This is a genomic window from Helicobacter sp. CaF467b (assembly GCF_022664765.1).
In the GTDB taxonomy this organism is placed as follows: domain Bacteria; phylum Campylobacterota; class Campylobacteria; order Campylobacterales; family Helicobacteraceae; genus Helicobacter_D; species Helicobacter_D colisuis.
This window is the reverse complement of record NZ_JALAIY010000001.1, coordinates 404,075-428,069: the sequence shown is the minus strand read 5'-3', so window position 1 is coordinate 428,069 and position 23,995 is coordinate 404,075. Positions and strand designations below refer to the sequence as shown.

General features: G+C 34.0%; 19 protein-coding genes and 4 tRNA genes. 10 read left to right on the top strand and 13 right to left on the bottom strand.

The annotated features are described in order from the left end of the window. Window positions 1-762: a DNA-processing protein DprA gene (locus MKD52_RS02205; protein WP_242099103.1), complete on the top strand. Its 762-nt coding sequence runs from the start codon at window positions 1-3 to the stop codon at window positions 760-762. Further along, window positions 762-1,163, top strand: coding sequence for a Holliday junction resolvase RuvX (gene ruvX / locus MKD52_RS02200; protein WP_242099102.1), 402 nt, complete (start codon window positions 762-764; stop codon window positions 1,161-1,163). The genes MKD52_RS02205 and ruvX overlap by 1 nt, the downstream gene beginning before the upstream one ends. Here ruvX and MKD52_RS02195 read toward each other — a convergent pair. The 4 genes from MKD52_RS02195 to ppk2 all read right to left on the bottom strand — a co-directional run bounded on the left by MKD52_RS02195 (window position 1,146) and on the right by ppk2 (window position 6,832). Next, window positions 1,146-2,540, bottom strand: coding sequence for a chemotaxis protein CheX (locus MKD52_RS02195; RefSeq protein WP_242099101.1), 1,395 nt, complete (start codon window positions 2,538-2,540; stop codon window positions 1,146-1,148). The genes ruvX and MKD52_RS02195 overlap by 18 nt on opposite strands. Window positions 2,541-2,544: 4 nt before the next feature. Then, the gene (locus MKD52_RS02190; RefSeq protein ID WP_242099100.1) at window positions 2,545-3,471 is read right to left on the bottom strand and encodes an OmpA family protein; all 927 of its coding nucleotides are present in this window, start codon (window positions 3,469-3,471) and stop codon (window positions 2,545-2,547) included. A gap of 107 nt (window positions 3,472-3,578) precedes the next feature. Further along, window positions 3,579-5,687 carry a methyl-accepting chemotaxis protein gene (locus tag MKD52_RS02185; RefSeq protein WP_242099099.1) on the bottom strand — a complete coding sequence of 703 codons (2,109 nt, stop codon included), beginning with the start codon at window positions 5,685-5,687 and terminating at the stop codon, window positions 3,579-3,581. A 272-nt stretch (window positions 5,688-5,959) separates the two neighbouring features. Further along, window positions 5,960-6,832, bottom strand: a complete 873-nt coding sequence (gene ppk2 / locus MKD52_RS02180) for a polyphosphate kinase 2 (RefSeq protein WP_112057125.1) — start codon at window positions 6,830-6,832, stop codon at window positions 5,960-5,962. A gap of 83 nt (window positions 6,833-6,915) precedes the next feature. Between ppk2 and MKD52_RS02175 the strand changes: the two genes are divergently transcribed. The 6 genes from MKD52_RS02175 to MKD52_RS02150 all read left to right on the top strand — a co-directional run bounded on the left by MKD52_RS02175 (window position 6,916) and on the right by MKD52_RS02150 (window position 9,005). Further along, window positions 6,916-7,950, top strand: a complete 1,035-nt coding sequence (locus MKD52_RS02175) for a CinA family protein (protein ID WP_242099098.1) — start codon at window positions 6,916-6,918, stop codon at window positions 7,948-7,950. 36 nt (window positions 7,951-7,986) lie between these two features. Next, window positions 7,987-8,062 (top strand) — tRNA-Lys (locus MKD52_RS02170). A gap of 12 nt (window positions 8,063-8,074) precedes the next feature. Next, a tRNA-Glu gene (locus MKD52_RS02165) sits at window positions 8,075-8,149 on the top strand. Between the two features lie 24 nt (window positions 8,150-8,173). Further along, window positions 8,174-8,249: transfer RNA gene (locus tag MKD52_RS02160), tRNA-Val, on the top strand. 11 nt (window positions 8,250-8,260) lie between these two features. After that, window positions 8,261-8,337: transfer RNA gene (locus MKD52_RS02155), tRNA-Asp, on the top strand. A gap of 170 nt (window positions 8,338-8,507) precedes the next feature. Beyond that, window positions 8,508-9,005, top strand: a complete 498-nt coding sequence (locus MKD52_RS02150; RefSeq protein ID WP_242099097.1) for a DUF4149 domain-containing protein — start codon at window positions 8,508-8,510, stop codon at window positions 9,003-9,005. Here MKD52_RS02150 and MKD52_RS02145 read toward each other — a convergent pair. From MKD52_RS02145 to MKD52_RS02135, 3 genes are read right to left on the bottom strand one after another with little or no spacing between them, the layout of a single operon-like run. Continuing rightward, window positions 8,980-11,211: a PD-(D/E)XK nuclease family protein gene (locus tag MKD52_RS02145; protein WP_242099096.1), complete on the bottom strand. Its 2,232-nt coding sequence runs from the start codon at window positions 11,209-11,211 to the stop codon at window positions 8,980-8,982. The genes MKD52_RS02150 and MKD52_RS02145 overlap by 26 nt on opposite strands. Window positions 11,212-11,213: 2 nt before the next feature. After that, window positions 11,214-13,133 carry a transketolase gene (gene tkt, locus MKD52_RS02140; RefSeq protein ID WP_112057129.1) on the bottom strand — a complete coding sequence of 640 codons (1,920 nt, stop codon included), beginning with the start codon at window positions 13,131-13,133 and terminating at the stop codon, window positions 11,214-11,216. Window positions 13,134-13,142: 9 nt separating this feature from the next. Further along, window positions 13,143-13,727 carry a hemerythrin family protein gene (locus tag MKD52_RS02135; protein ID WP_242099095.1) on the bottom strand — a complete coding sequence of 195 codons (585 nt, stop codon included), beginning with the start codon at window positions 13,725-13,727 and terminating at the stop codon, window positions 13,143-13,145. A gap of 227 nt (window positions 13,728-13,954) precedes the next feature. On the opposite strand from MKD52_RS02135, the gene MKD52_RS02130 reads away from it, so the two are divergent. Both MKD52_RS02130 and MKD52_RS02125 read left to right on the top strand, forming a co-directional pair. Then, window positions 13,955-15,379 (top strand): catalase, encoded by a 1,425-nt coding sequence (locus MKD52_RS02130; protein WP_112057131.1) that lies wholly within the window; start codon window positions 13,955-13,957, stop codon window positions 15,377-15,379. Between the two features lie 87 nt (window positions 15,380-15,466). Next, the gene (locus tag MKD52_RS02125; protein ID WP_005021968.1) at window positions 15,467-15,934 is read left to right on the top strand and encodes an ankyrin repeat domain-containing protein; all 468 of its coding nucleotides are present in this window, start codon (window positions 15,467-15,469) and stop codon (window positions 15,932-15,934) included. 5 nt (window positions 15,935-15,939) lie between these two features. Here the strand turns inward: MKD52_RS02125 and cysE are convergent, their stop codons facing one another. From cysE to MKD52_RS02095, 6 genes are all read right to left on the bottom strand, one after another. After that, window positions 15,940-16,641, bottom strand: coding sequence for a serine O-acetyltransferase (gene cysE, locus MKD52_RS02120; protein WP_112057132.1), 702 nt, complete (start codon window positions 16,639-16,641; stop codon window positions 15,940-15,942). Beyond that, window positions 16,638-18,491 carry an arginine decarboxylase gene (gene speA / locus MKD52_RS02115; protein WP_242099094.1) on the bottom strand — a complete coding sequence of 618 codons (1,854 nt, stop codon included), beginning with the start codon at window positions 18,489-18,491 and terminating at the stop codon, window positions 16,638-16,640. The genes cysE and speA overlap by 4 nt, the downstream gene beginning before the upstream one ends. A gap of 81 nt (window positions 18,492-18,572) precedes the next feature. Further along, window positions 18,573-18,797: a flagellar basal body rod C-terminal domain-containing protein gene (locus tag MKD52_RS02110; protein ID WP_112057134.1), complete on the bottom strand. Its 225-nt coding sequence runs from the start codon at window positions 18,795-18,797 to the stop codon at window positions 18,573-18,575. Between the two features lie 69 nt (window positions 18,798-18,866). Continuing rightward, window positions 18,867-21,920 carry an efflux RND transporter permease subunit gene (locus tag MKD52_RS02105; protein ID WP_242099093.1) on the bottom strand — a complete coding sequence of 1,018 codons (3,054 nt, stop codon included), beginning with the start codon at window positions 21,918-21,920 and terminating at the stop codon, window positions 18,867-18,869. After that, entirely contained in the window at window positions 21,920-22,657 is a 738-nt protein-coding gene (locus MKD52_RS02100; protein ID WP_242099092.1) for an efflux RND transporter periplasmic adaptor subunit, read from the bottom strand. The genes MKD52_RS02105 and MKD52_RS02100 overlap by 1 nt, the downstream gene beginning before the upstream one ends. Beyond that, window positions 22,654-23,907, bottom strand: a complete 1,254-nt coding sequence (locus tag MKD52_RS02095; RefSeq protein WP_242099091.1) for a TolC family protein — start codon at window positions 23,905-23,907, stop codon at window positions 22,654-22,656. The genes MKD52_RS02100 and MKD52_RS02095 overlap by 4 nt, the downstream gene beginning before the upstream one ends. Window positions 23,908-23,995 lie beyond the last annotated feature (88 nt).

Genomic DNA, 23,995 nt, shown 5'->3' with positions numbered 1-23,995 from the left:
TTGCAAACACTAAGCACAATTCCTTTAGAGCTCCAACATTTAAAGAATCTAAAAACACTTTATTATCACGGGAATCTACAATTACTTCAACAGCGCAAAATAGCCATTATTGGCTCTAGAAACCCAAACCCTTATGCTCAAAATTTCACCAAGGAAATCTCCAAGAAAATATCGCCTTATGCAACAATCATAAGTGGAGGTGCATTGGGGATAGATATTTTAGCCCACAGCGCTGCTTTACCAAACACCATTATGGTATCTCCAAGCTCACTAGATATTATCTATCCAAAAACTAATCAAAAAATTATTCAAGAAATTTATCAAAAAGGGCTTATACTAAGCCAATTTTCTCCTCCTTATATACCTAAGCATTATTCCTTTTTAGAACGCAATAAAATCATTATTAGTCTTGCAGAATCTATCATAATTCCTCAAGCCGACTTAGAAAGCGGATCTATGCAAAGTGCCAAATACGCATTAAGCCTAGGAAAAAAAATCTATGTTCCACCTCACCACTTAGGACAAAGTGAGGGAACACAAAGATTAGCCAAGGAAGGCAAAGCTGATGTCATTTGGGAAGTTGATAGCTTTTTATCTACTCTTTTTGAAACCACATCTTACCAAAGCGCCGATGAAATTCTAGAGTTTTGCAAAACTAATCCTTTTTTTGAAGAAGCCTTTATTAAATTCGGAGAAATTCTTTTTACCTATGAATTAGAGGGCAAAATTCTAAGAAATAATGGAAGAATCGAGGTTGTTTGATGCAAAATATTTTGGCATTAGATATAGGATTAAAGCGTATAGGAATCGCAAAATCAATACAAAATATTCCCATTCCCCTACCCCCAATTTTAAGAAAAAATCGGAATCAAGCTGCCAAAGAAGTAAGTCAAGTTATTTGTGATTCCAAAATCCAAACTCTCATCATTGGTCTCCCACAAGAGAGCGAATCTTCAGCAGAAATGGAGCGCAGAATCAAACATTTTGTAAGCTTACTTGAAATTCCAAATAATATTAAAATACATTTCATAGATGAATCTTTTAGTTCCTTTGAGGCACTCCAAAGAATGCAAGGTAGCAAAAAAAGCAAAAAGAAAGATGGCAGTCTAGATAGCCTTGCTGCAATGATAATTTTAGAGCGTTTCTTAGTGAGCCAAAAATAAAACTAAGGGCTTATTATTTAAAAGCAAATCCACTTGCACACCCTGCTTCCCAACAAGCATTTGTGCAATCTCCTCTTCGCTTTTGCAGGCTTTTGGCAAAGAGATGCCAATGGAGAGATTATGTTCTGATAAAATCGCTTTTGATCGCCCCGCGATAATATTTGTAAATTCTTTAATCACATCAAGCAACTCTTCATCGCTTTGCGATTCCTCACCTAGTAACATCAAAGAGGCTTCTTTGACGATTGACTTACTAAAACAAAGCGCCACAATTCCACTCACATCGCCCTCAAAGCTAATCATCGCTCCCATAATATTGCTTTGACCGGTTTTATTATAGGTTGTAACTTTATAGTCTTTTCGCTTCGCCTCGCCACCTGTTAGGGAGGAAAGTGTTTCAATAGCGGCATTGATAAACACAGGCAACTGCGCCACAAGATGTTTTGTAAGTCCTTTGCGTTTCTGCTCAACTGCTTGGTATTTTTTAATCGCTTCTTTAATCTGTGAATCTTGTCTGCATTCCTCAAGGCTAGAAAAGAAGTAAATTCCACTACGCCTACAAAGTTCTCTTTTTTCTTTAGCAAGATTTAATTGCAAACCACAAATTGCAACACAAGCTTCATAGCGCACATTGTTTAAAGCCAAAGACATAATAAAATCCAATGCTCCAAAATTAAAGTCCTGAATCTGACTCACATCAAAAACAAACACTTTATATCCCTCGCGCAATCTTGAATTATGCGCCTGAAGATTAAAATACAATGTAATATTTTTATCAGCCTTTCTATAAAGCGTATAAATCACCATTCCATTTTGTATGATGGTGGGGATAAAATTTCCTGTAACATCAAAATAAATATCATAAATATAAAAAGCTTGATCTAAGAGCTGTTTGCGTTTTTCCAAAAAAGCTTGAGCGTTGTTAAGACAAATAACCTCATAACCCTTTACTTGCAATTCATGAGAAATGAGTGTTTGCACCATTCCATCATTATCATAATAAACAATCTTTTGTTGAATGGGTGGCATTTTAAAACCAAGCAAAAAACTAGCAATAGAATCATTTTTAAATAGTGGAATACTTCGATTAGGAAAAAGGGCTTTAAGTTTGACAAATTGGGTTTTACTATATCCTATAAAAGCAACTGGAATGGAAACCTTATCTTGCAATGCCAACAATGCCCTTGCTACCAAAATTATAGCACCCTCATCAATCCAATTAATGTTTTCAAAAGAAAAATAAACCGCCTTGATAGATAAACTTCTAATCGTAGCGCTATTGGAGGTGAAAACCTCGCAAATCTCCTTTGCTTCTTTCATCTCCAAATGGATATTTGGCGCATAAATGGCAATGTCTTGCTTAATAATAGGTCGCATTGAATTAGTTTGCGAGATAAACTTCCGCTTCTACTCTTCTATTTTTTTGTCTGCCTTCTCGTGTTTTATTAGAAGCAATTGGCTTTTCTTCACCATAACCTTTTGCTTCTAATCTTTCTGAAGAAATACCTTGTTTAACGATTTCATTTTTAACAGATACTGCTCTTTTTTCAGAAAGCTTTTGGTTATAAGCTGCACTTCCTGTGCTATCTGTATGTCCATTAATTACAGCTGTTTTTTCAGGATTTTGCTCCATATATTTTGCAAAATCTTGAATCTCTGGATAATAAGCTGGATCCACTACTGCAGAATCACTAGGAAACTCTACATTAAAGGTGTGGATATGCGATAAAGCAGGTTCTTGTGTCTCCTCTACAACAACTTCTTTTGCTTCTTCTGCTACTGCAACTTGCTGTGCTCCATAAGTTCCAAATGGAATGCTAAAGCCAAGCATCGCAACCACATCACTTCTGCCATCAAAACTCATTAAATGTCTTAATTCTGTTTTAAAATGTAAATACTCAAAAGCTTCCCAACGCAATCCCACACCATATTGACCAAATGGCGCACTATCTAAACTTTGGCTATTATTAGAAACATCTTCATAACCCACACCACCTAAGATATAAGGAGATACGCTTTGCCATACTTCAAATTCTTTAACAAGATTCATATAATAACGATTAAAAGAGGTTTTAGCATTAGGAATACTTTGCTCAGCGTGTGTAATCCAATCATAACCCAACTCCAAAAGCACATCAGGAGCTACCCTCGCACCCGCTTTTAGTCCATAAGACAAATCAATGTCATCTGCCATTCTTTGATTATCCACATGCCAACTTCCGCCAATTTGAGGTGTAATCTCAAATTGATTATTCGCAGCAAAAAGCATACTAGACAAAACCAATGACAAAGAGAAAAACTTTTTCATATTCCTTCCTTTATTCATGAAAAATAACATTTTCTATTTCTAGAATCCATGTTCTTTAAATTATAACTAAAATTAACTAAATCTACTGCCCTAAAACTAAAGAATTACTAAAATTTCTTTTTATTAACATCTTCAAGAATATTCTTAGCAATGTTATCAACACTTCGAGTAATCTCATTAGTTGCATTTGCTACGCCAACATTATCTTGAGTTGCACTTTCTAATTGCGCAATTGTGTCGTTAATCTGTCCTATTCCTTCTGTTTGCTCTTTAATTGATTCACTCATTTCATTTACGCTTTGAACAAGCACATTAACATTTGCTTCAATCTCACCTAATGATTTTGCTGTTCTCTCAGCTAACTTTCTTACTTCATCAGCAACAACCGCAAATCCTCTTCCGTGTTCTCCTGCTCTTGCTGCCTCAATTGCCGCATTCAAAGCAAGGAGATTGGTTTGATCTGCTATATCTTTGATTACACCAACTATTTCTTTAATATCTTCTGCCTGTCTTGTAGCTTCCATAGTCTTATCGCTAACATTTTGCATTGAAGCACTAATCTCTTCAACTGCAGCAGCAGATTGCTCCAAAGAACTTGCTTGATTTTGAGAACCATCGGTAAGTTTTTGCATTGATTCTTTTAGTTCTAAAGAACGCGCTGCTAATTCTTCAGCAAATTTAGCACTTGTATGCAACATGGTTCTAATCTCTTTGCCCAAAGTATTAGTAACAATCTCAACGCGTCCATTTGCATTTTTAACTTCTGTAGTGAAGTCTAATCTCACATAAGAATCAAAAACTCTTGAGATTTCATTGGTGTCGCTTCCAATTTTTTCCTGTAAAACATCAAGCATTCGATTTAACACTTCTTTAAGCTCTACTAATCGAGGGTTACTAGGATTCTTAGAAATTCTTGCAGTGAGATTTCCTGCTTCAATTTCCTTAGCAGTTTCTACTGATTCTTTAATCGCTTCTTCATCAACCAATAAAGAAGATCGAGTTCTTTCAATATTACTATTAATGATTCGTCCCATAGTTCCCAATTCATCATTAGAGTGAATTTTAACTGTTTGTATGTCTTTACTTTCGTAATTAATATATTTAAAGACTTTATCCAATGTATCCAAAATAACAGTAAGTCTCTTAGAAACATTTTTACGAATATGAAAATACACAAAAGACATTACAATAATCAAGAAAATAACTGAAGCCCCAGCAATAATGTATTCTAAAGTGTATAAAGAAGCAAGCACTGAAGATTTAGGAGCGGTTACCAAAATTCTCCAATTAATAGCCCCACCCACAGAAGAAAATGGCATCACACTTACATAGCTTGGTACTTTATCTGTAGTGACATAATCATACACTCCCGCTTTGCCTTCTACCATAGCTCTAACCCCTTCTGCTGCCTTAGGATCCTTATTAATATCTTGCATTTTCTTAAAAATTAAACTTTCATTTCTATGAACAAGGATAGTTCCATCCTCATTAAGCAATCCAACAACACTACCATCAAAAACTTCATTAGAAGGATCTAATAACACTTCTGCAAGACTTTCAAAGTTAAAGATAAATCCAACTGCCCCAATCACAGAATGATTCTCATCATAAAGTGTCATTGCCATACCAATACCTACAAATTCATTTCCACTTAATGAAAATTTACGCGGTAGACCAAAAAAAACTTTGCCATCATCTGCACTAGAAGCAGTTAGAGCCTTTTTTACTGAATTTAATTGCAAATCACTACCCACACGCAAACTTGTGATACCCCCAGCAGATCTCACATCTTTATCTTGCCAAAGTGCCATATAATTGCCATCATCCATTTTTGTAAATCTACCATTGTCATTGAAACCTAATGGATTTTTCAAATATACAAAAGCATAATCTGTATAACTACCAGAATCAAGCACATTTGCTATTGTTTCTTCAAGTTGATTTATTGAGATATTTTGTCGTGGGGTTGAAGTAAAAAGACTTTCTATACTATTGGTAGCTGCTTTATTCAACGCAATCATTTCTTTTACTGAAGCTTCAACGGTGTTAGTATGTCCTTTTGAAGCTTCCATAATAATAGCTTCAGCACTCTTACTCATACTATCACTCACTCGAGTAGCAATAATAATAAAAAGAATCGCCAAACCAATAACCATAATAATGCCTATGGAGGCAACTAATTTAGTTCCTATGCTTAAACTTTTAAATGGATTCATAATTCACCCTCATCTAAATTTTAATAAAAACAAAGCGCGGATTATATCACAAAACAACTTAATTAAAATAAATATCTAAAATTATTTTAACTTCTTAATTAGCGCTTAAAAAGCTCATTAAAACTAAAAATTTAAAAATAAAAAATGCTTACCATCAAACCCATACAAACCCATAGAATACAAACAATTTAAAAACAATAATAATTACAAATTATCTCAAATAAAATAATTTGTAATTTCCAAAAAATACCCCCTAATATTCTAAAGTTTAATTATTTTTTATCTTTCTTTTTCTTTTTCTTTTTTTGCAAATCTTCTTCTTGCTCATTAGAAAACATTCGCACGCTTGAATAATATGAAACAACTCCAGGATCAGCTAACAAACAAACATTTTCTGCATCTTTATCTTCATAGTCAATCTTAGAAAGCAAGATTCTAGCAAGATTGATTCTTGCGCGTTTTTTGTCATTAGAATCCACAATCATCCAAGGCGCAAAAGGTGTGTGCGTGCGTGAAAACATCTTCTCAAAGGCTTCTGTGTATTCATCCCACAAATTAAGGGATAACTCATCAATAGGGCTTAATTTCCAACGCTTTAAAGGCTCATCTTTTCTTGCTTCAATTCTCTTTCTTTGCTCTTCTTGTCCAACATCTAAAAAGAATTTAAACAAAATATAACCACTCTCAATCAACATTTGTTCCAAATGGGAAACTTGAATAATGAATTCTTTGTATTGTTCATTACTACAAAAATTCATTACACGCTCCACTCCCGCTCGGTTATACCAACTGCGATCAAAAAATACAATTTCTCCGCCATTTGGAAGTTCATCAATATAACGCTGAAAATACCATTGTGTTTTTTCTACATCACTTGGTTTTTGTAATGCCACCACTCTTGCCCCACGCGGATTTAAATGCTCTCTTAAAGCTTTGATTGTTCCACCTTTGCCTGCAGCATCACGCCCTTCTAAGATTATAATGATTTTTTTCTGATGCTTTTTTACCCAATTTTGCAATTTAATCAGCTCAATTTGGAGTTTTTTAATCTCCACTTCATAAAATTCCTTATTTAACTTGCCTTTTTTATTATAAACTTCACCAGGTCTTTCATCTTCAGGACGCACAACTAAAGTTTTACTCATTTGCCTAACCTCCAAACTTAAGTTATAAAATAGTTAAAATATTCTACCATTAAAGAATTAAATTATACATAAGGAAAACTATTTTGAATACTTTATTTTGCATTGGAAAAAATTATTCTTTTAAACCACTTCAAAAATATTCTATTTGCTATGCTCAAAGTCTTTTTGGGGAGATTCAATGCACTTGGTTTTTGGATTCTTTAAATGATACAAATTGCCTTAAAAATCTCAATTACGCCATAGAATCTTCACAGAATCTTTTAATACTCGCCAAAGATTCTGTGCTCAATGAAATTTTAGAGTATTTTAAAAAATATTCTTTTTCAACGCCTATTTTCAAAAAAACCCACCATACACTTGCCTTTAAAAATTGCAATATCATCTTACAAGAATCCCCAAAAATCACACAATTCAGAGATGCAGACAACACTTTTTTGTATCTTTTAGGGCTTGATTGTCAAAGCGCTTTAACCCTTCTAAATCCTCTAGCCAAAGCCTATCAAATCCAATTACAAATCCTTCAAGAAACTTGTGGAATAGAAATCTTACACGCCAAAGCCCTTTCACACAAATCACTTGATAATTTTTTGCAAGAAATGCAACAAACTTTTCAAAATAAAATCTTTGCGAGTTCGAATTTAGCTCAAAGTATTATCCAACTCCTTGCAAATTCCAAACAAAAAATTACAACTGCAGAGAGCTGCACTGGTGGCTTAGTAGCTTACTATCTCACCAAAGAATCAGGTGCAAGTGAAGTTTTTGAGGGGGGAATTATCAGCTATGCTAATGCCATTAAAGAATCTTGGTTAAAGGTCTCTAATAACAATCTTATTTCTTATGGCGCAGTTAGTGAGGCAGTAGTGCGCGAAATGCTAGAGGGCGCTTTGAATCTAAGTGGTGCAGATTTTGCCATTGCTACAAGTGGTGTTGCTGGACCAACTGGAGGCAGTGTTAGCAAGCCTGTTGGGACAATCTTTATTGGAGTGAAATCTAAAAATGGGGAAGAAATTATCAATAGAGTCCTATTTTCTGGGGATAGAAACTATATTCAAGAACAATCTTGCCTCTATGCTTACTTGCTTTTTTTAAAACTTTTTTTTAAAACTATTGACTTTTGAAAATTTTATAGCTATAATTTCACTTCCTTTTTGATTGACCCGCTAGCTCAGTTGGTAGAGCAATTCCCTTTTAAGGAATGGGCCGTTGGTTCGAATCCAACGCGGGTCACCACTAAATAAAAGTGGCTCCTTCATCTAGCGGTTAGGATACCACCCTTTCACGGTGGCTACAGGGGTTCGAGTCCCCTAGGAGTCACCACTTTTATTTCTATTTTTTTATAATGGTCGCTTAGCTCAGTTGGTAGAGCGCCACCCTTACAAGGTGGATGTCACAAGTTCGAGTCTTGTAGCGACCACCACTTTTAGCTTTGGAGCGGTAGTTCAGTTGGTTAGAATACCTGCCTGTCACGCAGGGGGTCGCGGGTTCGAGCCCCGTCCGCTCCGCCATCATTTATTAGCAAAATCTCCAAATAGTTAAAACTTTAATCATTACTTTAACTAGTCTTTTTGATAATCTACATTTTACTCACAAATTATATTCTTTTATAAACTTTAAAACCTTATTTGTTATAATACAAGACTTAAGACTTAAAATTCGCCAAATACTAAGGAATCCTATGTTAAAAACCAAAATTTATGCTTCATTTTCAGCGCTGTATTTATTGTTTATTGCTTTAAGCATTGGTCTTATTCTTGCAAGTGCCTTTAGTGCTTCTGTGGTTTTCCGTGCGGCTAGTTTGGCAGAGGGATTAGATATTACCTTATTTCAATCTGGAATCTTAATGACACAAATCTTTATTAAAGTTAATTTTCTACTCAATATCCTTGCCTTGCTTATTCTTATTTATGAGTTAATTACTCTTCAAACCACACGCCAAAAATTTATCCCCTTACTTGGCTTTATCAATGCAATCTTAATTCTTTTATTTACTCTATATTACACGCCCTACATTATAGAAGCTCAAGCAATAGGAGAAAGTGCCATTGAAACCCTAGAATTTAACCAAATGCACCAACAATCTGAATTAGTCTTTAAAACCCTACTTATCACGCTAATTTTATTATTTTTTACTCGATTCTTTGGAATTTTTAATAGCGTTTGCAAAGGTAAATAAACTCACAAAAATTGCAAGGTGCTCTTTTCTCACAAAGCTCATAAGAAAATTCCTTTTGAAGTCCCTTAAGCTCCTCTAGTCTTTCTATGAGTTTTTGTGTTTTTTCTTGTAAAATTTCCTCTTCTTTAATGCTTGCTTCATAAATATCATAAAACCCAACCCTAACTTCATTACAAGATTCTTGAAGTGCTAGAGCATATAAAATAAGCTGAAAGTCCTTTAAAATGTCAATACTTCTTTGCAAACCAACCTTAAGATTCTTTTTGTATTTATAATCCAAAACAAAAACCTCTTTTCCCTTTTTATCAATTCTATCAATCCTCCCCCTAAAGGGAATCCCACAGACTTCTAATGAAAATTCTTTTTCAAATTCAATTGGAAACCAACCTTCCTCCAAATGCTTTTTTTCAGCATAGAAAAATTTCTGCAAATATTTCTTGGCAACCTCTAGCTCAAAATATTCTCTTTTATTCTCATAAACTTGCAAATTCTCATAAGTCTCTTGCTCCAATCTTTTAAAATCCCTATGACTAGTAAAATTAGCATATGCCATTTGCAAAGCTTTATGGATTTGAGTTCCAGCATTAAAATCCTTTGGCTCCCTATAGCCCAAAACATAGCGATAATAATACTTTCTTTTGCAAGTCAATAAACACTCTAACTTTGTTGCGCTCATCACTCCAAAATTCAAAGGTGCGATGATTTCCTTTTCTTTATAGCTTAGCAATTCTCCACTTAAAAAATATTCACCATATTTCCTAGAAGTTTTTTTAACTAAAGCGTTTTTGAAAATCTTTTCCTCTAACAAAAAACGCGAAGGCTCTTCTTCCTCATTTTTAACAAACATTACACTAACTTCTTTGGAATGAGCAAAAAGCTTTGCATAATAATATTTTTGTAAATTTTCCCTATCTTTTCTTGTGGGAAGCCCAACTTTTTGACGAATTATTGAATTAAGAAAAATATCTTTTTGGCTCACTTTTGGGACATTGCTTTGATTGAATTCTGGTAAAATCACATAAGAAAAATTAATCCCCCTTGTCTCCAAAATTCCCACAACACTAATCCTTCCCCCACCAACATCATCAATTGTTTCTTTGCTTAATAGTGTAAAAAAGGCATAAATTTTATCTCTAGTCTGCAAAGAATCTAAAAACTTCAATCCAAATGAAAAATACTCCAATCTTTGCAAAATTATCTTTTTAGCCTCTTTATCCTCCCAAGTATGCTCTGACATTTCCATAATGAATTGTTCAAATTCTTCAAAATTCTGCGTAGATTCTGCTAAACTTTGAAGTTGCTTAAAAAAACTTGTTTCTTGCAACTTTTTACCCATTGCAAAATTAAAATTCCTTGCCTTATCAAAGAGTTGTAAATATTTGATAAATTCCTCATTGGGCAAAACAACACAAATCTCCTCTGGTGAAACCCCACTCTCAAGCCATAAGTCAATTTGAGTAAAAATCCCACCCACTTCAGAAATCTTACTATCAAACTCCAAAAGCTTAAGGTTATTGGGAATCTCCACTTTAGCTTCAAAGCTTAAAATCTCTAACTTTTGTTTCTCTATTTTTAGTGTAAATTTACCATTTTCCAAGGTTATTCCAAAAAGCTTTTGGTAATACTCAATATTAAAAGGATTAATAAAAACCTTTAAAAAAATTGGCTTTTGAAAGGAGATCTCTTGAAAAATATGCATTTCAAAATGACTTAAAAACCCTTCCAAATACACTTCAATGCTTTCATAAATCCCCAAAATTTCAAAAGTAATCTTATAATCTTCTAAAAAATATTGATCAAAGAAATGATTCTCTGCAAGCTTTTTACTATAAAGCTCAAAGATTCTTTTTAAAACCTGCAAGTAGTCATCATAGAATGCATAAACATCAAGTTTTTCTAGCATTTCTAATCGCACACATCCAGCGCACAATTCTTCATAAAATTTAAAAAAGAAATCTGAATTATTTAAAAATTGAGAGAAATTTTTAGCAAACTCGCTAAATTCTTTAGAGTTTGATTCTTGGATAGATTGATAAAGATAAATATGACGCAAAAATGCAGGGATTTTGCTTTTCCCCTCCACTCTTAAGACAAATTCCAAAAACTCACCAATACTCTGCGCATCAGGCAAAAATGAAGCTAAATAATCCCTTTCAAAAAATGCCTTGATTGCGCGCGTGTTTGAGAATAAATAGAGTTTTGCCACTTTTAGAGATTTTCTTTGGCGATTTTTACAATATTCTCTACACTAAAGCCAAAATGCTCAAACAAAATCTCGCCCTTACCACTTGCACCAAAACCTTGCATTCCAACCACCACATCAGCTAGTGCATACCACTCCAAACCACGACTTGCTTCAATGGCAATCACTTTACCTTTCAATAAAGAATCGCGATAGGTTTTCTCTTGTTGCATTAATAAATCATAGCTTGGCACACTCACAACTCGTGTTGCCACGCCTTGTGATTCTAACTCTTTAGCACTTCTTAAAGCAAGCTCCACTTCACTCCCTGTTGCTAACAATGTGATTTGTGGCTCTTTGCTTGATTCTTGTTTTACATAAGCGCCCTTTTTTACCTGATCTTTCGCAACCTCTCCAAAAATAGGAAGATTCTGGCGACTAAGCACAAAAGCACAAGGTCCCTCAATTTCTAAAGCAACTTGCCAACAGGCAATATTTTCATTTGCATCACTTGGACGGAAAACACTTAAATTTGGCATCGCCCTAAAATGGCTAATTTGCTCGATAGGCTGATGAGTTGCCCCATCTTCTCCCACACCAATGCTATCATGCGTCCAGATATAAAACACTTTACTTTTCATCAACGAAGCTACGCGCACACTTGGGGAAAGATAGTCACTAAAGACAAAAAAAGTAGCACAAAAAGGCAAGAATAAACCATAATTAGCTAACGCATTACTAATAGCTCCCATAGCGTGTTCGCGGATTCCAAAATGGAAATTTCTCCCCTTTGGAAAATCTCCCATTCCCTTTAATTCTGTGTTATTAGAAGGTGCTAAATCTGCACTTCCGCCGATAAATCCGGGCAGCGCATTTGCAATAGCATTAAGAATCTCTCCATTACTTGCACGAGTTGCTACGCTTTTAGTCTCATCAAATTTAGGGTATGCAATCTTAGAAAAATCCGGATTTAACATCGCTTCTAATAGGGATTTCTTATCGCTTTTTGCCAAGGTTTCTTCCCACTCTTTATTGGCTAATTCTCCCAATTCTTGCGTGTTTTTAAATCGGATTCTTGCGCTATCAGAGACAAAAAATTTCATCTTAGAATCAAAGCCCAAAGCTTTTTTTGATTCTTCAATCTCACTCTCTCCAAGTGGAGAACCATGAGATTTATGAGAACCACTTAAACGAATAGAGCCTTTTGCGATTATAGTTTTAGCAATAATCAAAACAGGTTTTTTAGAATCTTTAGCCCTACTAAGTGCTGAATCAATTTGCATAAAATCATGCCCATCAATCTCTAAAACCTCCCAACCCTGAGCCTCAAAGCGTAATTTAATATTCTCACTAAAAGCAACAGCGCAATCACCCTCAATGGTAATATTATTTGAATCGTAAATTACAATAAGATTATCCAAATTATGATGCCCAGCAAGCGAACAAGATTCATAAGAGATTCCTTCTTCTAAATCCCCATCGCCACACAAACAATAAACCTTATGAGAGATTAAATCACCAAGCATATTTTGAGCAAGTTTTCCTGCCATAGCAAATCCTACTGCATTAGCAATACCTTGCCCCAAAGGACCGGTAGTTATTTCAATACCAGGAGTGTGTTTGTATTCGGGGTGTCCTGGTGTTTTAGAGCCAAAACTTCTAAAGGCTTTTAAATCTTCCAAACTTACATCAAAACCCCATAAATGCAATAAACTATACACAAGCGCACTTGCATGTCCGCCACTAAAAACCAATCTATCGCGATTAATCCATTGTGGATTTTTAGGATTAAGGCGCAAATGATACCCTAAAACCACTGCAATATCAGCTAATCCCATCGGCGCACCAGGGTGTCCGCTATTAGCTATTTGCACCATATCAGCACACAAAAACCGCAAAGAATCAGCCATTAATTGATATTCTTTTAATTCACTTTGATTTAACATTTTTATCCCTTACATTTCTAAAAATTGAATGATTGCCTTACAAACTTTGCAGTTGAATAAAGCTTTTTCTTTTTGAATCTTATTATGCAATGTCGAGGGCACAAGGTGAATCTTCCCCTTACATTGACAGGTGTATTTAATTTTTTTCTCTTCATATTCCGCTTCATTGGATGACTTTTTAGGCATTGAAGATGTAATTTGACAAACACTTCGACGGAATTTTTCAATTTGCATATCTTCTCGAATAATGTGTTCTAAAAGCCATTTTTTAGCAATTACGGCTAATTTTTCTTTTAAATCATCCACATTGCGAATCTGCATAACAGAGTTTGTCATATCTCGTATAATTTCACGATGTTTTTCTCTATGTTGCTCTAAGCGAGGATAACAAATAGATTCCATATAATCTTCTTCATCTCTAAAATGTTCCTGCGTATAATTTAATAATTCCTTTAAAATTGTAACTATTTCTTCTTTTGTGGCTTTTTTATTAATCAATGCATACGCTCTACCGGCAATATCAAAAAGATGCTTGTGCTGCTCATCAATGGCATCATTATGAACACTTAATTCTTTGCTCCAAGATGGTAGCATTAGTCCTCCTCTTTCCTAACTTATTTATTTTGACTACCTCACTAAAAACCCTGAAAACATTAAATATTATATACTTTAAAAACAAAAAGGAAACTAAAAACTGCTTAAAAAAAATATTTTTGATACTTTAAATTAAATAATAAATTTTATTATTTAATATTATTTTTATTTTATATAAGATATTATTTCCTTGTTAATAAATTTTATTTAAAGGATAGGTAATCTTTATGAAAAAACTTACAAATGACTTTGGAAATATAGTAGCAGACAATCAAAATTCACTTTCTGCTGGACCAAAAGGACCTTTACTATTACAAGACTATATCCTACTTGAAAAACTTGCTCATCAAAATAGAGAAAGGATACCTGAAAGAGTAGTGCATGCCAAGGGAAGCGGTGCTTATGGAGAATTAAAAATCACAGCTGATATTTCACAATTTACTAAGGCTAAAGTTTTGCAAAAAGGAGAAGTTACTCCACTTTTCTTGAGATTTTCAACTGTAGCTGGAGAATCCGGTGCAGCTGATGCAGAAAGAGATGTAAGGGGTTTTGCAATTAAGTTTTACACCAAAGAAGGCAATTGGGATTTAGTTGGAAACAACACACCAACTTTCTTTATAAGAGATGCTTACAAATTCCCTGATTTTATCCACACCCAAAAAAGAGATCCAAGAACAAATTTAAGAAACGCAAATGCAGCCTGGGATTTTTGGACATTATGCCCTGAAGCTTTACACCAAATTACAATTTTAATGAGTGATAGGGGAATTCCAGCAAGTTATCGACATATGCACGGCTTTGGAAGCCATACTTATAGTCTCATCAACGATAAAGGAGAAAGGTTTTGGGTAAAATTCCATTTTAAAACTCAACAAGGCATTAAAAATTTAACCAACAAAGAAGCTGAAGAAATTATTGCCAAAGATAGAGAATCTCACCAAAGAGATTTATACAATAGTATCGAAAAAGGGGATTTCCCTAAATGGACATTCCAAGTGCAGATTTTGCCTGAAAATGAAGTGGACAAATTAGGATTCAATCCCTTTGATTTGACAAAAGTATGGCCCCATAGCATCGTGCCTTTGATGGATATTGGAGAAATGATTCTTAATAAAAATCCACAAAATTACTTTAATGAAGTAGAACAAGCCGCCTTTAGCCCAAGCAATATCGTGCCTGGAATTGGCTTTAGTCCTGATAAAATGCTCCAAGGTAGAATCTTTAGCTATCCTGATGCGCACCGATATAGAGTAGGAACTAACTATCATCTATTGCCTATTAATAGAGCAAGAAGTGAGGTTAATACCTATAATGTTGCTGGGGCTATGAATTTTGATGAGTATAAAAACAAATCAGCTTACTATGAACCAAATAGCTATGATGATAGCCCAAAAGAAGATAAAAATTATTTGGAACCAGATTTGAATTTAGAAGCTGCAGCACAACGATATGCGCCATTGGATAATGATTTTTACACCCAACCAAAAGCCTTATTTGACATAATGAATGATTCTCAAAAAGAACAACTCTTTAATAATATTGCCTCATCAATGGAAGGTGTTGAACAAAAAATCATAGACAAAGCTCTAATGCATTTTGAAAAAATTAGCAAAGAATATGCAGAGGGTGTTAAAAAAGCATTGAGTAAATAACTTTTAGAGTGAGGATTCTCACTCTAAAATCATAGCTATTAAAAATCAATTTTTTAGATTGACTAATAGATAAACAAGGATAAAATGATGAATGAAATTTCTTTAGAAGAAGAAAAGCGATTTGGAGAGCTTTGCAATATGGCTTTTAATTTTGCTAGAAATAATGAATTTGAAAATCTAAGGATTATGATAGAAGCTGGATTAAATGTTAATCTAAAAACACATAGAGGTGATACTCTACTTATGTTAGCAGCTTATAATAATTCTTTAGAAACCGCTAAAATGTTGCTTGAAAAAGGCGCTAAAGTGGATGAAAAAAATGATAGAGGACAAACCCCATTAGCTGGAGTTTGCTTTAAAGGATATCTGGATATGGCAAAATTATTAGTAAGCAATGGTGCAAATATTGATGAAAATAATGGCTTAGGAATGACTCCTTTTTCTTTTGCTATTATGTTTGGGCGTAAAGATGTCGCAAGATACCTTATGATACACTCCAAGCAAAGCCTCTTTAAAAAAATAAGTTTTTTAATTTTAAATCTTTTAAAAAAATAATCATTTTATTCTCTTCTTGACTTTAGAAATTCATAATATATAAGATTGAGTTTTTCTATACTTGCTTGCAATTCTTCAGAATGAGGAATTTGCGATTCTAATAATTCTAAACGTTTTTGCAAATAATTAAAAAGTTGAAATTGAATATCTGGAATCTTATTTAAATCATTACTTTTACCCTTTACTACAACCTTTGCAGGAATCCCAACGGCTGTAGAATTTGGTGGCACAGAAGTAATCACAACAGAATTTGCACCGATTTTAGAATTTGCTCCAATAGTAATATTACCGAGCACTTTAGCACCTGCTCCAATAACCACATTATCTTCTATCGTTGGGTGGCGTTTAGTTTTTTCTAAACTAACTCCGCCCAAACTCACACCTTGATAAATCGTTACCTCATTCCCCACTTCTGCTGTCTCTCCAATCACCACTCCAATTCCATGATCAATAAAAACTCTATGCCCAATTTTACAAGCAGGATGAATATCAATATTGGTAATCCATTGTGTAAAGCCCATCAAGATTCTAGCTAGAATCTTAAAGCCCTTTAAATGCAATTTATGAGCAAGTCGATAATGCACCAACGCAATTAATCCAGGGTAGTTAAAGAACAATTCAATTTTAGAATTAATCGCGGGGTCTTTTTCTAAAATAACACGAAAATCTTCTTTGATAGTCCCAAAAAGGCTTGTAGAATATTTCAATTTAACTCACCTTGGCTCTTAAATACCGTTCGTAAATAGCCATTTTCACTTAGCATAACATAAAGCTGTCCCAAAACTTCTTTCTTCTCATCTTGAGGAATTTCTATGCTTTCATCAAGCTTTTGCTTAAGTCGCCTTTCAATTTCTTTGGTATCAAAATCCAAATCATCTAACACATCTAAAATCGTTTGCGCTTCTAAAAGATTCTCAATCTCATATTTTCCTTTTTCATCAAAAACCACGCTAAATTCCGTAGGGTGAGTAAAGAGATTATGTCGCATTCCAAGAACTTCTTGATAAGCCCCCACAAGAAAGAATCCCAAAAAGTATTCTTCATTATTCACATCAATGTCATGCAAAAACAAGGGGTAATTTTTATCAAAAGCAATCTCTCCATCACTATCACAAGTAATATCCCACAAACTCGCACTTCTTGTAGGGCGCTTATTTAACCTATCAAGCGGAATAACTGGAAAATTCTGCTTCAATCCCCAATAATCTGGCAAACTTTGAAAAAAGCTACAATTTAGTAGATACCGCTCCTGCACCTGCTCTTGAATCCGAATAATATCGCTATGATTCTTATACTTTAGAATCTTAATCACTTTTTTAATAATAAGATGCACTAAAACTTCGGTATTACTCCTATCTTGTAAATCAATATAACCTAAATCAAAAAGTGTGAGTAGTGACTCCATATGCTCTAAACTATCGTGTAAATATTCAATAGCCGATTTTTCATTAATCGTATTATACAAATCCAAAAGCTCTTCTACAAGTGGAGGATTTTTGTCTTTTAAATGTAAAGCTTTTTCATCATACTCTTGTGAAAATAGCTCCAAAACAGGACTAATTAAAACTGCGTGACTAGCAGAAACATAACGCCCCGATTCAATAAAAATATCAGGCTCAGGCTCTTTTTTGTTTTTGGCAATTTCTTTAAGCGTGAAAATAACATTTCCACTAAATTCCCCAAGTGTATAATTGCGATTTTGATAGGCTTCATGCTGTGTGTATTCAACAGCCAAACCACCCCCAATATTCACATTATTAAGATTTTTTGCTCCCATTTTGCGCAATTCAGCATAAATATTCCCAGCTTCTCTTAAAGCTTTTTTAAGTGGTGCAATATCACTAATTTGACTGCCAATGTGAAAATGAATCATTGTAAATTGTTCTAATAACTTATTTTTTTGCAAAAGATAAATGGCTTCCACTAATTCAGTTGCAGTTAATCCAAATTTAGAATTAATTCCACCACTTTTTGCCCAAATTCCAATTCCTGTGCTATGGAGACGAATTCGCAATCCAATTTTAGGATAAGGCTTTCCCATAGCCTTTGCTACTTCAATGATTGTCTCTAGCTCATTTAATCCTTCAATAGTTAAAGTAATATCATGACCCATTTTAGCTGCAATAAAACCTAAAGAAATCATTTCTTTATCTTTAAAACCATTAACGGTAATAGGAGCATTTTCATTGGTATAAGCCATCGCAATAATAAGTTCTGACTTACTTCCAGCCTCTAGCCCATAGCAACGATTCTGTGTTTGTTCCATAAGAGGCAAAATAAAATTAGGAAAATGATTGACCTTAATGGGAAAAACTGCTTTGAATTTACCCTTGTAGTGATATTCTTTAATAGAATTTTCAAAATGTGAGAAGATTTTTTCAACTTGTTTCTTCATTAAATGAGGAAATCGAATGAGTAAAGGACCGCGATATCCTTCCTCGCGCATTTGTTTAACAATATCAATTAATGCAGGTTTATTACCAAAATTAACTTTAACCTTACCATCTTCAATAATAAAATCATCATTTGCCCAATAATGAATACCATAATCTACCATATAACTTCCCTTACAGAATTAAATAAGGCAAATTTTAGCATAAGTCCATTACAAAGCAAATAGAATAATCAATAAAAAAGGCTAAGCCATAATATCTAGCAAACTTTGATACATAGAATCAGCTGTTTGCATACTTACTGCATTAGCCTCTACACCATTTTGTGCTGTTATGGTATTAGCTGTGCTTTGAGTTAAATCTGTATTTGAAGTCTCCAAAGTTGCATTTTGCACATTAGCACTAATTCCGCTTTGAGCACTAGAAAAAGCGTTATATCCTGAATAACTATTCATTGAAATTGGATCCATTTAGCATCTCCTTATTTATGTAAAAGCATTATACTACTAAATTCCAAAAGAATCTACTAAAATTTTATTTTAGCGATAATATTTTCTTAGTTTTTCATCAAGTGGAGATAATAATCGATAAAATGCTGGCACCACAAGCAAACTAAGAATCATTGATACTAGCAAACCACCAATTACAGCAATTCCCATGGGAGACTTTATCCCACTTCCAGCACCACCTGCTAAGGCTAGAGGCAACATTCCAAAAATCATTGCAATAGTTGTCATTAAAATTGGTCGCAACCGAGTTTCCCCTGCTTTAATAATAGCATTCTCTAACTCCATACCCCCTCTGTGTTTTTCATTAGCCACATCAATGATTAAAGTTGCATTTTTACCCACAAGTCCCATAAGCAGCATAAGCCCCATAATGCTAAACAAACTAAGCGATTCTCCACTAATAAAAAGCCCCAAAAAAGCCCCTGTAAAACTCAAAGGCAAAGTAATCATAATAATTAAAGGCTGAATGAGTGATTCATATAAAGCTGCTAAAATAAAATAAATCAAAACAAACGCCATAGTCATTGCCAGAACAAAAGCTTCATTAGTTTCTTGCATATATTTAGCATAACCCTCAATCTTATAATGGACGCCAGATTCTAACCAAGAATCCTTGTTTTCTTCCAAAAAATTTGTAGCCTCACCCAAACTGATATTTTCTGCTAAATTAGCATACACCATCACGCTTTTTTGCCTATCATAATGCCTAATTGTAGTAACTCCCCCTACTTCTTTAATCTCCACAATCCCTTCTAAAAATACATTTTCTCCTTTTGCATTGCGTAAGGTAAGAGTTTTTAAGTCTTTTATTTGATTTCTTTTGGGGGCTAACAACACAATATTATATTCCTTGCCATTTTCACGATAATAAGAAATTTCTTGCACACCACTAAAAGCACCATTGATTACCAAAGCGATTTCTTGAGCGCTAAATCCATACTGACTTGCTAAAGCGCGGTTGATAGTTATTTCTAATTGTGGCGTTTGGGGTTTAATATTTGTGTGAATATCTTTGTATTTTCCACTTTGCTCCATAAAACTAGTGATTCTCTTCACACTTGTTTGCAAAGCAGTATTATCTAGTGAATAAAGTGCTAATTGAAGTGGCGAATCATCTTCTCCTAAGCTAATTTGAGGAATCTCAATTAAAGCAATTTCTAAATCAAATTGCTTTGTATAATCCGCATAAACTCCTCTTAAAAACTGCATTACTTCTTGCAAATCTCTTTCTCTTTTATTATAAGGCACTAAACGCACATAAATTTTTGCTTCATAAATCTTTTTTTCTGCTGTATAACCAATCTTTAAAATGCTATATTCCACCTCTTTTTCTTGATTTAATCGCTCTTGTATAGCCAAAGCTTGTTTTTGCATTGCTTCTAGCGAGATTCCAGGCTTAGCAGTGAGATTAATATCAAATTCTGCCTTATCTTCTGAAGGCAAAAACTCTACTCCCAGTCGCGCAATCAAAAGGAGTGAAACCACAAAAATACTTACAATACTTAAAATCACAAAAGCTTTATGGGCTAACACCCATTTAAGAATCCGCACATATAGCAATTCTAAAGCCTTGAAATATTTCTCTGTTTGAAGATAAAAAGTGCTTTGTGTATGATTAGCAACCCTTGAGCTTAACATAGGGATAAAGGTAATAACCACAAAAAAAGAAATAATAATACAAGCACCAAGACTAATACCAAAAGAAACAAAGAATCGTCCCGTAATTCCACCCATATTGGCAATAGGCACAAAAACTGACAAAAGCATTGCAGAAATAGCTATTAGTGCAAAAATAATTTCCTTAACCCCCATTAATGCTGCTTCTTTACGCGACATTCCTCCTTCAATTTTTTTATAAATATTTTCAATTACCACAATAGCATCATCAATAATAATCCCAATTGCCAAAGTAATTGCTATTAATGTTGTGAGATTTAAAGTCATACCCCAATAATACATAAATGCAAAAGTTCCCATAATAGAAGCAGGAATACTCAAACTTGCAATCCAAGTCATTGAAACATTACGCAAAAAGAAAAACACTACAAAAACTGCCAAAAACGCACCCAAAATCAAATCAAGCTCCACCGCCCAAATCGTGTCTTTGATATAAGTAGTCGTATCTCTTAAAAGCGTTAAATTGTATTTTGGACTACTTTCTTGCAAACTTGGCAGAATCTCTCTAATAGCATCTGTGATTTCAATCTCATTTGCCCCTGAAATCTTTTGTATTTCAAGCAAGATTCCACTGCCTTGAATATCTTTAGAAAGCAAGTTTGCAAAGCTTCTTTGCTCTTCTGTAGAATCTTCAATCTTAGCAATATCACTTAGCTTAATATTATCTCCCACAAGAATATCACCTAATTCTTTTAAATTATTAGAATCAGCTTGTGTGAGAATCTTCCATTCCTTATCTTTAGCGATGATTCTGCCTCCATCAATTTCTACATTTTGTGCGCCAATAGCCCTTGTTAAGTCCAAATAAGTCAAGTTGTATTGATTGAGCAAAGTAGGATTAGGTATGATTTTAATCTCTCTTTCTAAAAATCCAACCAAATTAACCTTGCCCACGCCTTTGATGCGTTGTAACAAAGGCTTAATATTCCAATTTGTATGCGTATTTATTTCTAAAAGTTCTTTTTCATTGGTAATTGGAGTTTTAGATGACACAAAAAGCGAAATAATAGGCGCACCACCAACATTAAATTTTTCAACCACAGGAGATTTCACTTCACTTCCAAAGCTAACAGATAGCACCTTATCGCGCACATCATTAGCTGCAATTTCAAGGGGCTTTTCTAGCTCAAACTCCGCAACCACCACGCTCACGCTATCGCTACTATTAGAAGTGATTTTTTTTAGCGATTCAATCCCACTAATGGCTTCTTCAATCTTTTCTGTTACCTTGCTCTCAACAATCTCAGGATTAGCCCCAGGATAAAGCGTGGTAATGGTAATCACAGGAATATCAACATTAGGATAAAGTGAAACACTAAGTCTTTTTAGAGCATCTATACCAAAAAATATCAACGCCAAAATAAACATTAAAGTTGCAATGGGTCGCTCTATTGCTATTTTTGACATTATTGCCCCAAAATCAAACCATCACCAAAGATTCCAGAGGGCAAATCTCTTTTTAAGAGCGCCTCTGCTTTTGCCTTCTTGGTTTTCATATCAATACTAGGATAGATTTTTGTGAGAATTAAAGAGTCTTTTTGTGCAATATTTTGGAGTTTGTATTGAAATTTATCACCAACTTTGACTTGACTAAAATACTGCGAATCAAACTCAATCATTGCCTTTTTTTGCTTGGATTCTAATACAAAAAGTTTGCTTGAAATAGCCCCCACACCATCACCCACTTCAACAAATTTATTACTAATAACACCACTAAAGGGGGCATATAGGATAGTTTTATCCAAAAGCTCTTTTTGCAAATCATAGTTAGCTTGTGCTTTTTTAAACGCATAAAGACTAGATTGGTATTGAGATTGTATTCTTTCAAAAGTGTTTTTATCAATCACATTTTTAGAGGATTGATAACGCTTGTATTGAGATTCTAAAAAATTATATTCAATTCTAGCAGAATCCAAAGTTGCCTTGGCAATTTTCACATTTTCTTGCAAATCCTTTGCTTTAAGTGTGAGTAATTTCTCCCCTTTTTCAACAAAATCTCCCACTTCTACAAAAATCTCTTCTATAACGCCATTACTAGCTAAACTTAAAGTGGCACTTTGAGTGGCTTGGATATTAAAAGTCGCATAAATCTCCTCTCCAAATAATGGCAAAAAACACAAAATGCTAATTAAAATTTGCCTCATAAAAACTCCTCTAGATTCTCACCATTAGAATAAAGAAATTCTGCCTTTTTAATCTCATAATCAAAACGCGCTTCATCATAAAAAGATTGTGCGTTAAAAAGATTTGAAAGTGCTTTTAGGTATTGTGTGTAGTCAATCAATTGTGAATTAAATTTTTCTTTTGCATAAGTATAGGCTATGGAAGCAGAAGTGAGTGCAGAAAAAGCCCATTGAATTTTTTCTTTTGCAGTTTCAAGGGCGCTTTGGGCGATGATGCGCTCCCTTTTTTGAGAATCTTTTTGATGAGCGTATTCAGAGTTAGCTGCTAAGGCTTGTAAATGGGCTGATTCTTTAGCTTTTAGTGTTGCAAAAGAATCAAAAAGCACAAAAGAAACACTAACCCCAAAAATATTTTGATACTTAGGATCTTCAATAGAAATAGGAAAAGGAAGCGTTGGAATATTGCGATTATGGTATTGATAGTTTGTGTAGCGATTGCTTAAGGCGATGGTTGGCAAATAAGTGTATTGCGTGGAAGCATTTTCTAGGCTTTTGACATAATGGAATTGTGCTTGTAAATCTGCCCTTTGTTTTTGTGGTGTTTGAGCAGAAATTTCTTTAATATTTACCAAATCATCTAAAAGAAAATTCTCCACTCCGCTTAAAAGGCTTATTTGTTCTTTACGAGCTTCTAGAGCTAAATCAATATTTTCTAATTGATAAGAATTTTGTGCAAACTGCGATTTAATCGCCTCTAGTGTATCTTGTGAAGCAAGTCCAGATTCAAAAAAAGTCTGATATTTGATAATGCTTTGTTCTAATTCATTTTGCTGGCTTAAAAGTGCTTTGCGTTTTGATTTTAGGCTTAGGGCTTGAAAATATTCTTGAATGATTTTCAAAAAAATCTGCTGCTTCGTGCTTAAGGCAGAAAATTCAGAAGCTTTGATTTTATGGTCTTGAATCGAAAATTTCCCTTCTCTTTTTAATCCATCAAACAAAAGCCAAGAAGCTTCAACAAAAGGTCCATTTACGCTTTTGGGATAAAAAAGGTCTGGATTATTGATATTTTGATAGGCATAGCCCACTTCAACTTTGGGCAAATATCCAGAATAAAGCGCCTTTTTTTCTTCCTTTAGGGCTTGAGTTTGGTAATTTTTTGATTCTAGCAGGGGATTATTATTAGCATTAATAATAAGAGACTTTAGAGGATTTGCAGATATATCTATACAAAAAAGACAAAAAACCATTAAAGACATTATCTTTTTTGACATTTTTCCCCTTTGATTATCAAGATTCTATTGAAAATATTCCTATGCAATTTCTCAAGAATTGTATCTAAAAAACCACTAAAAGAAACTT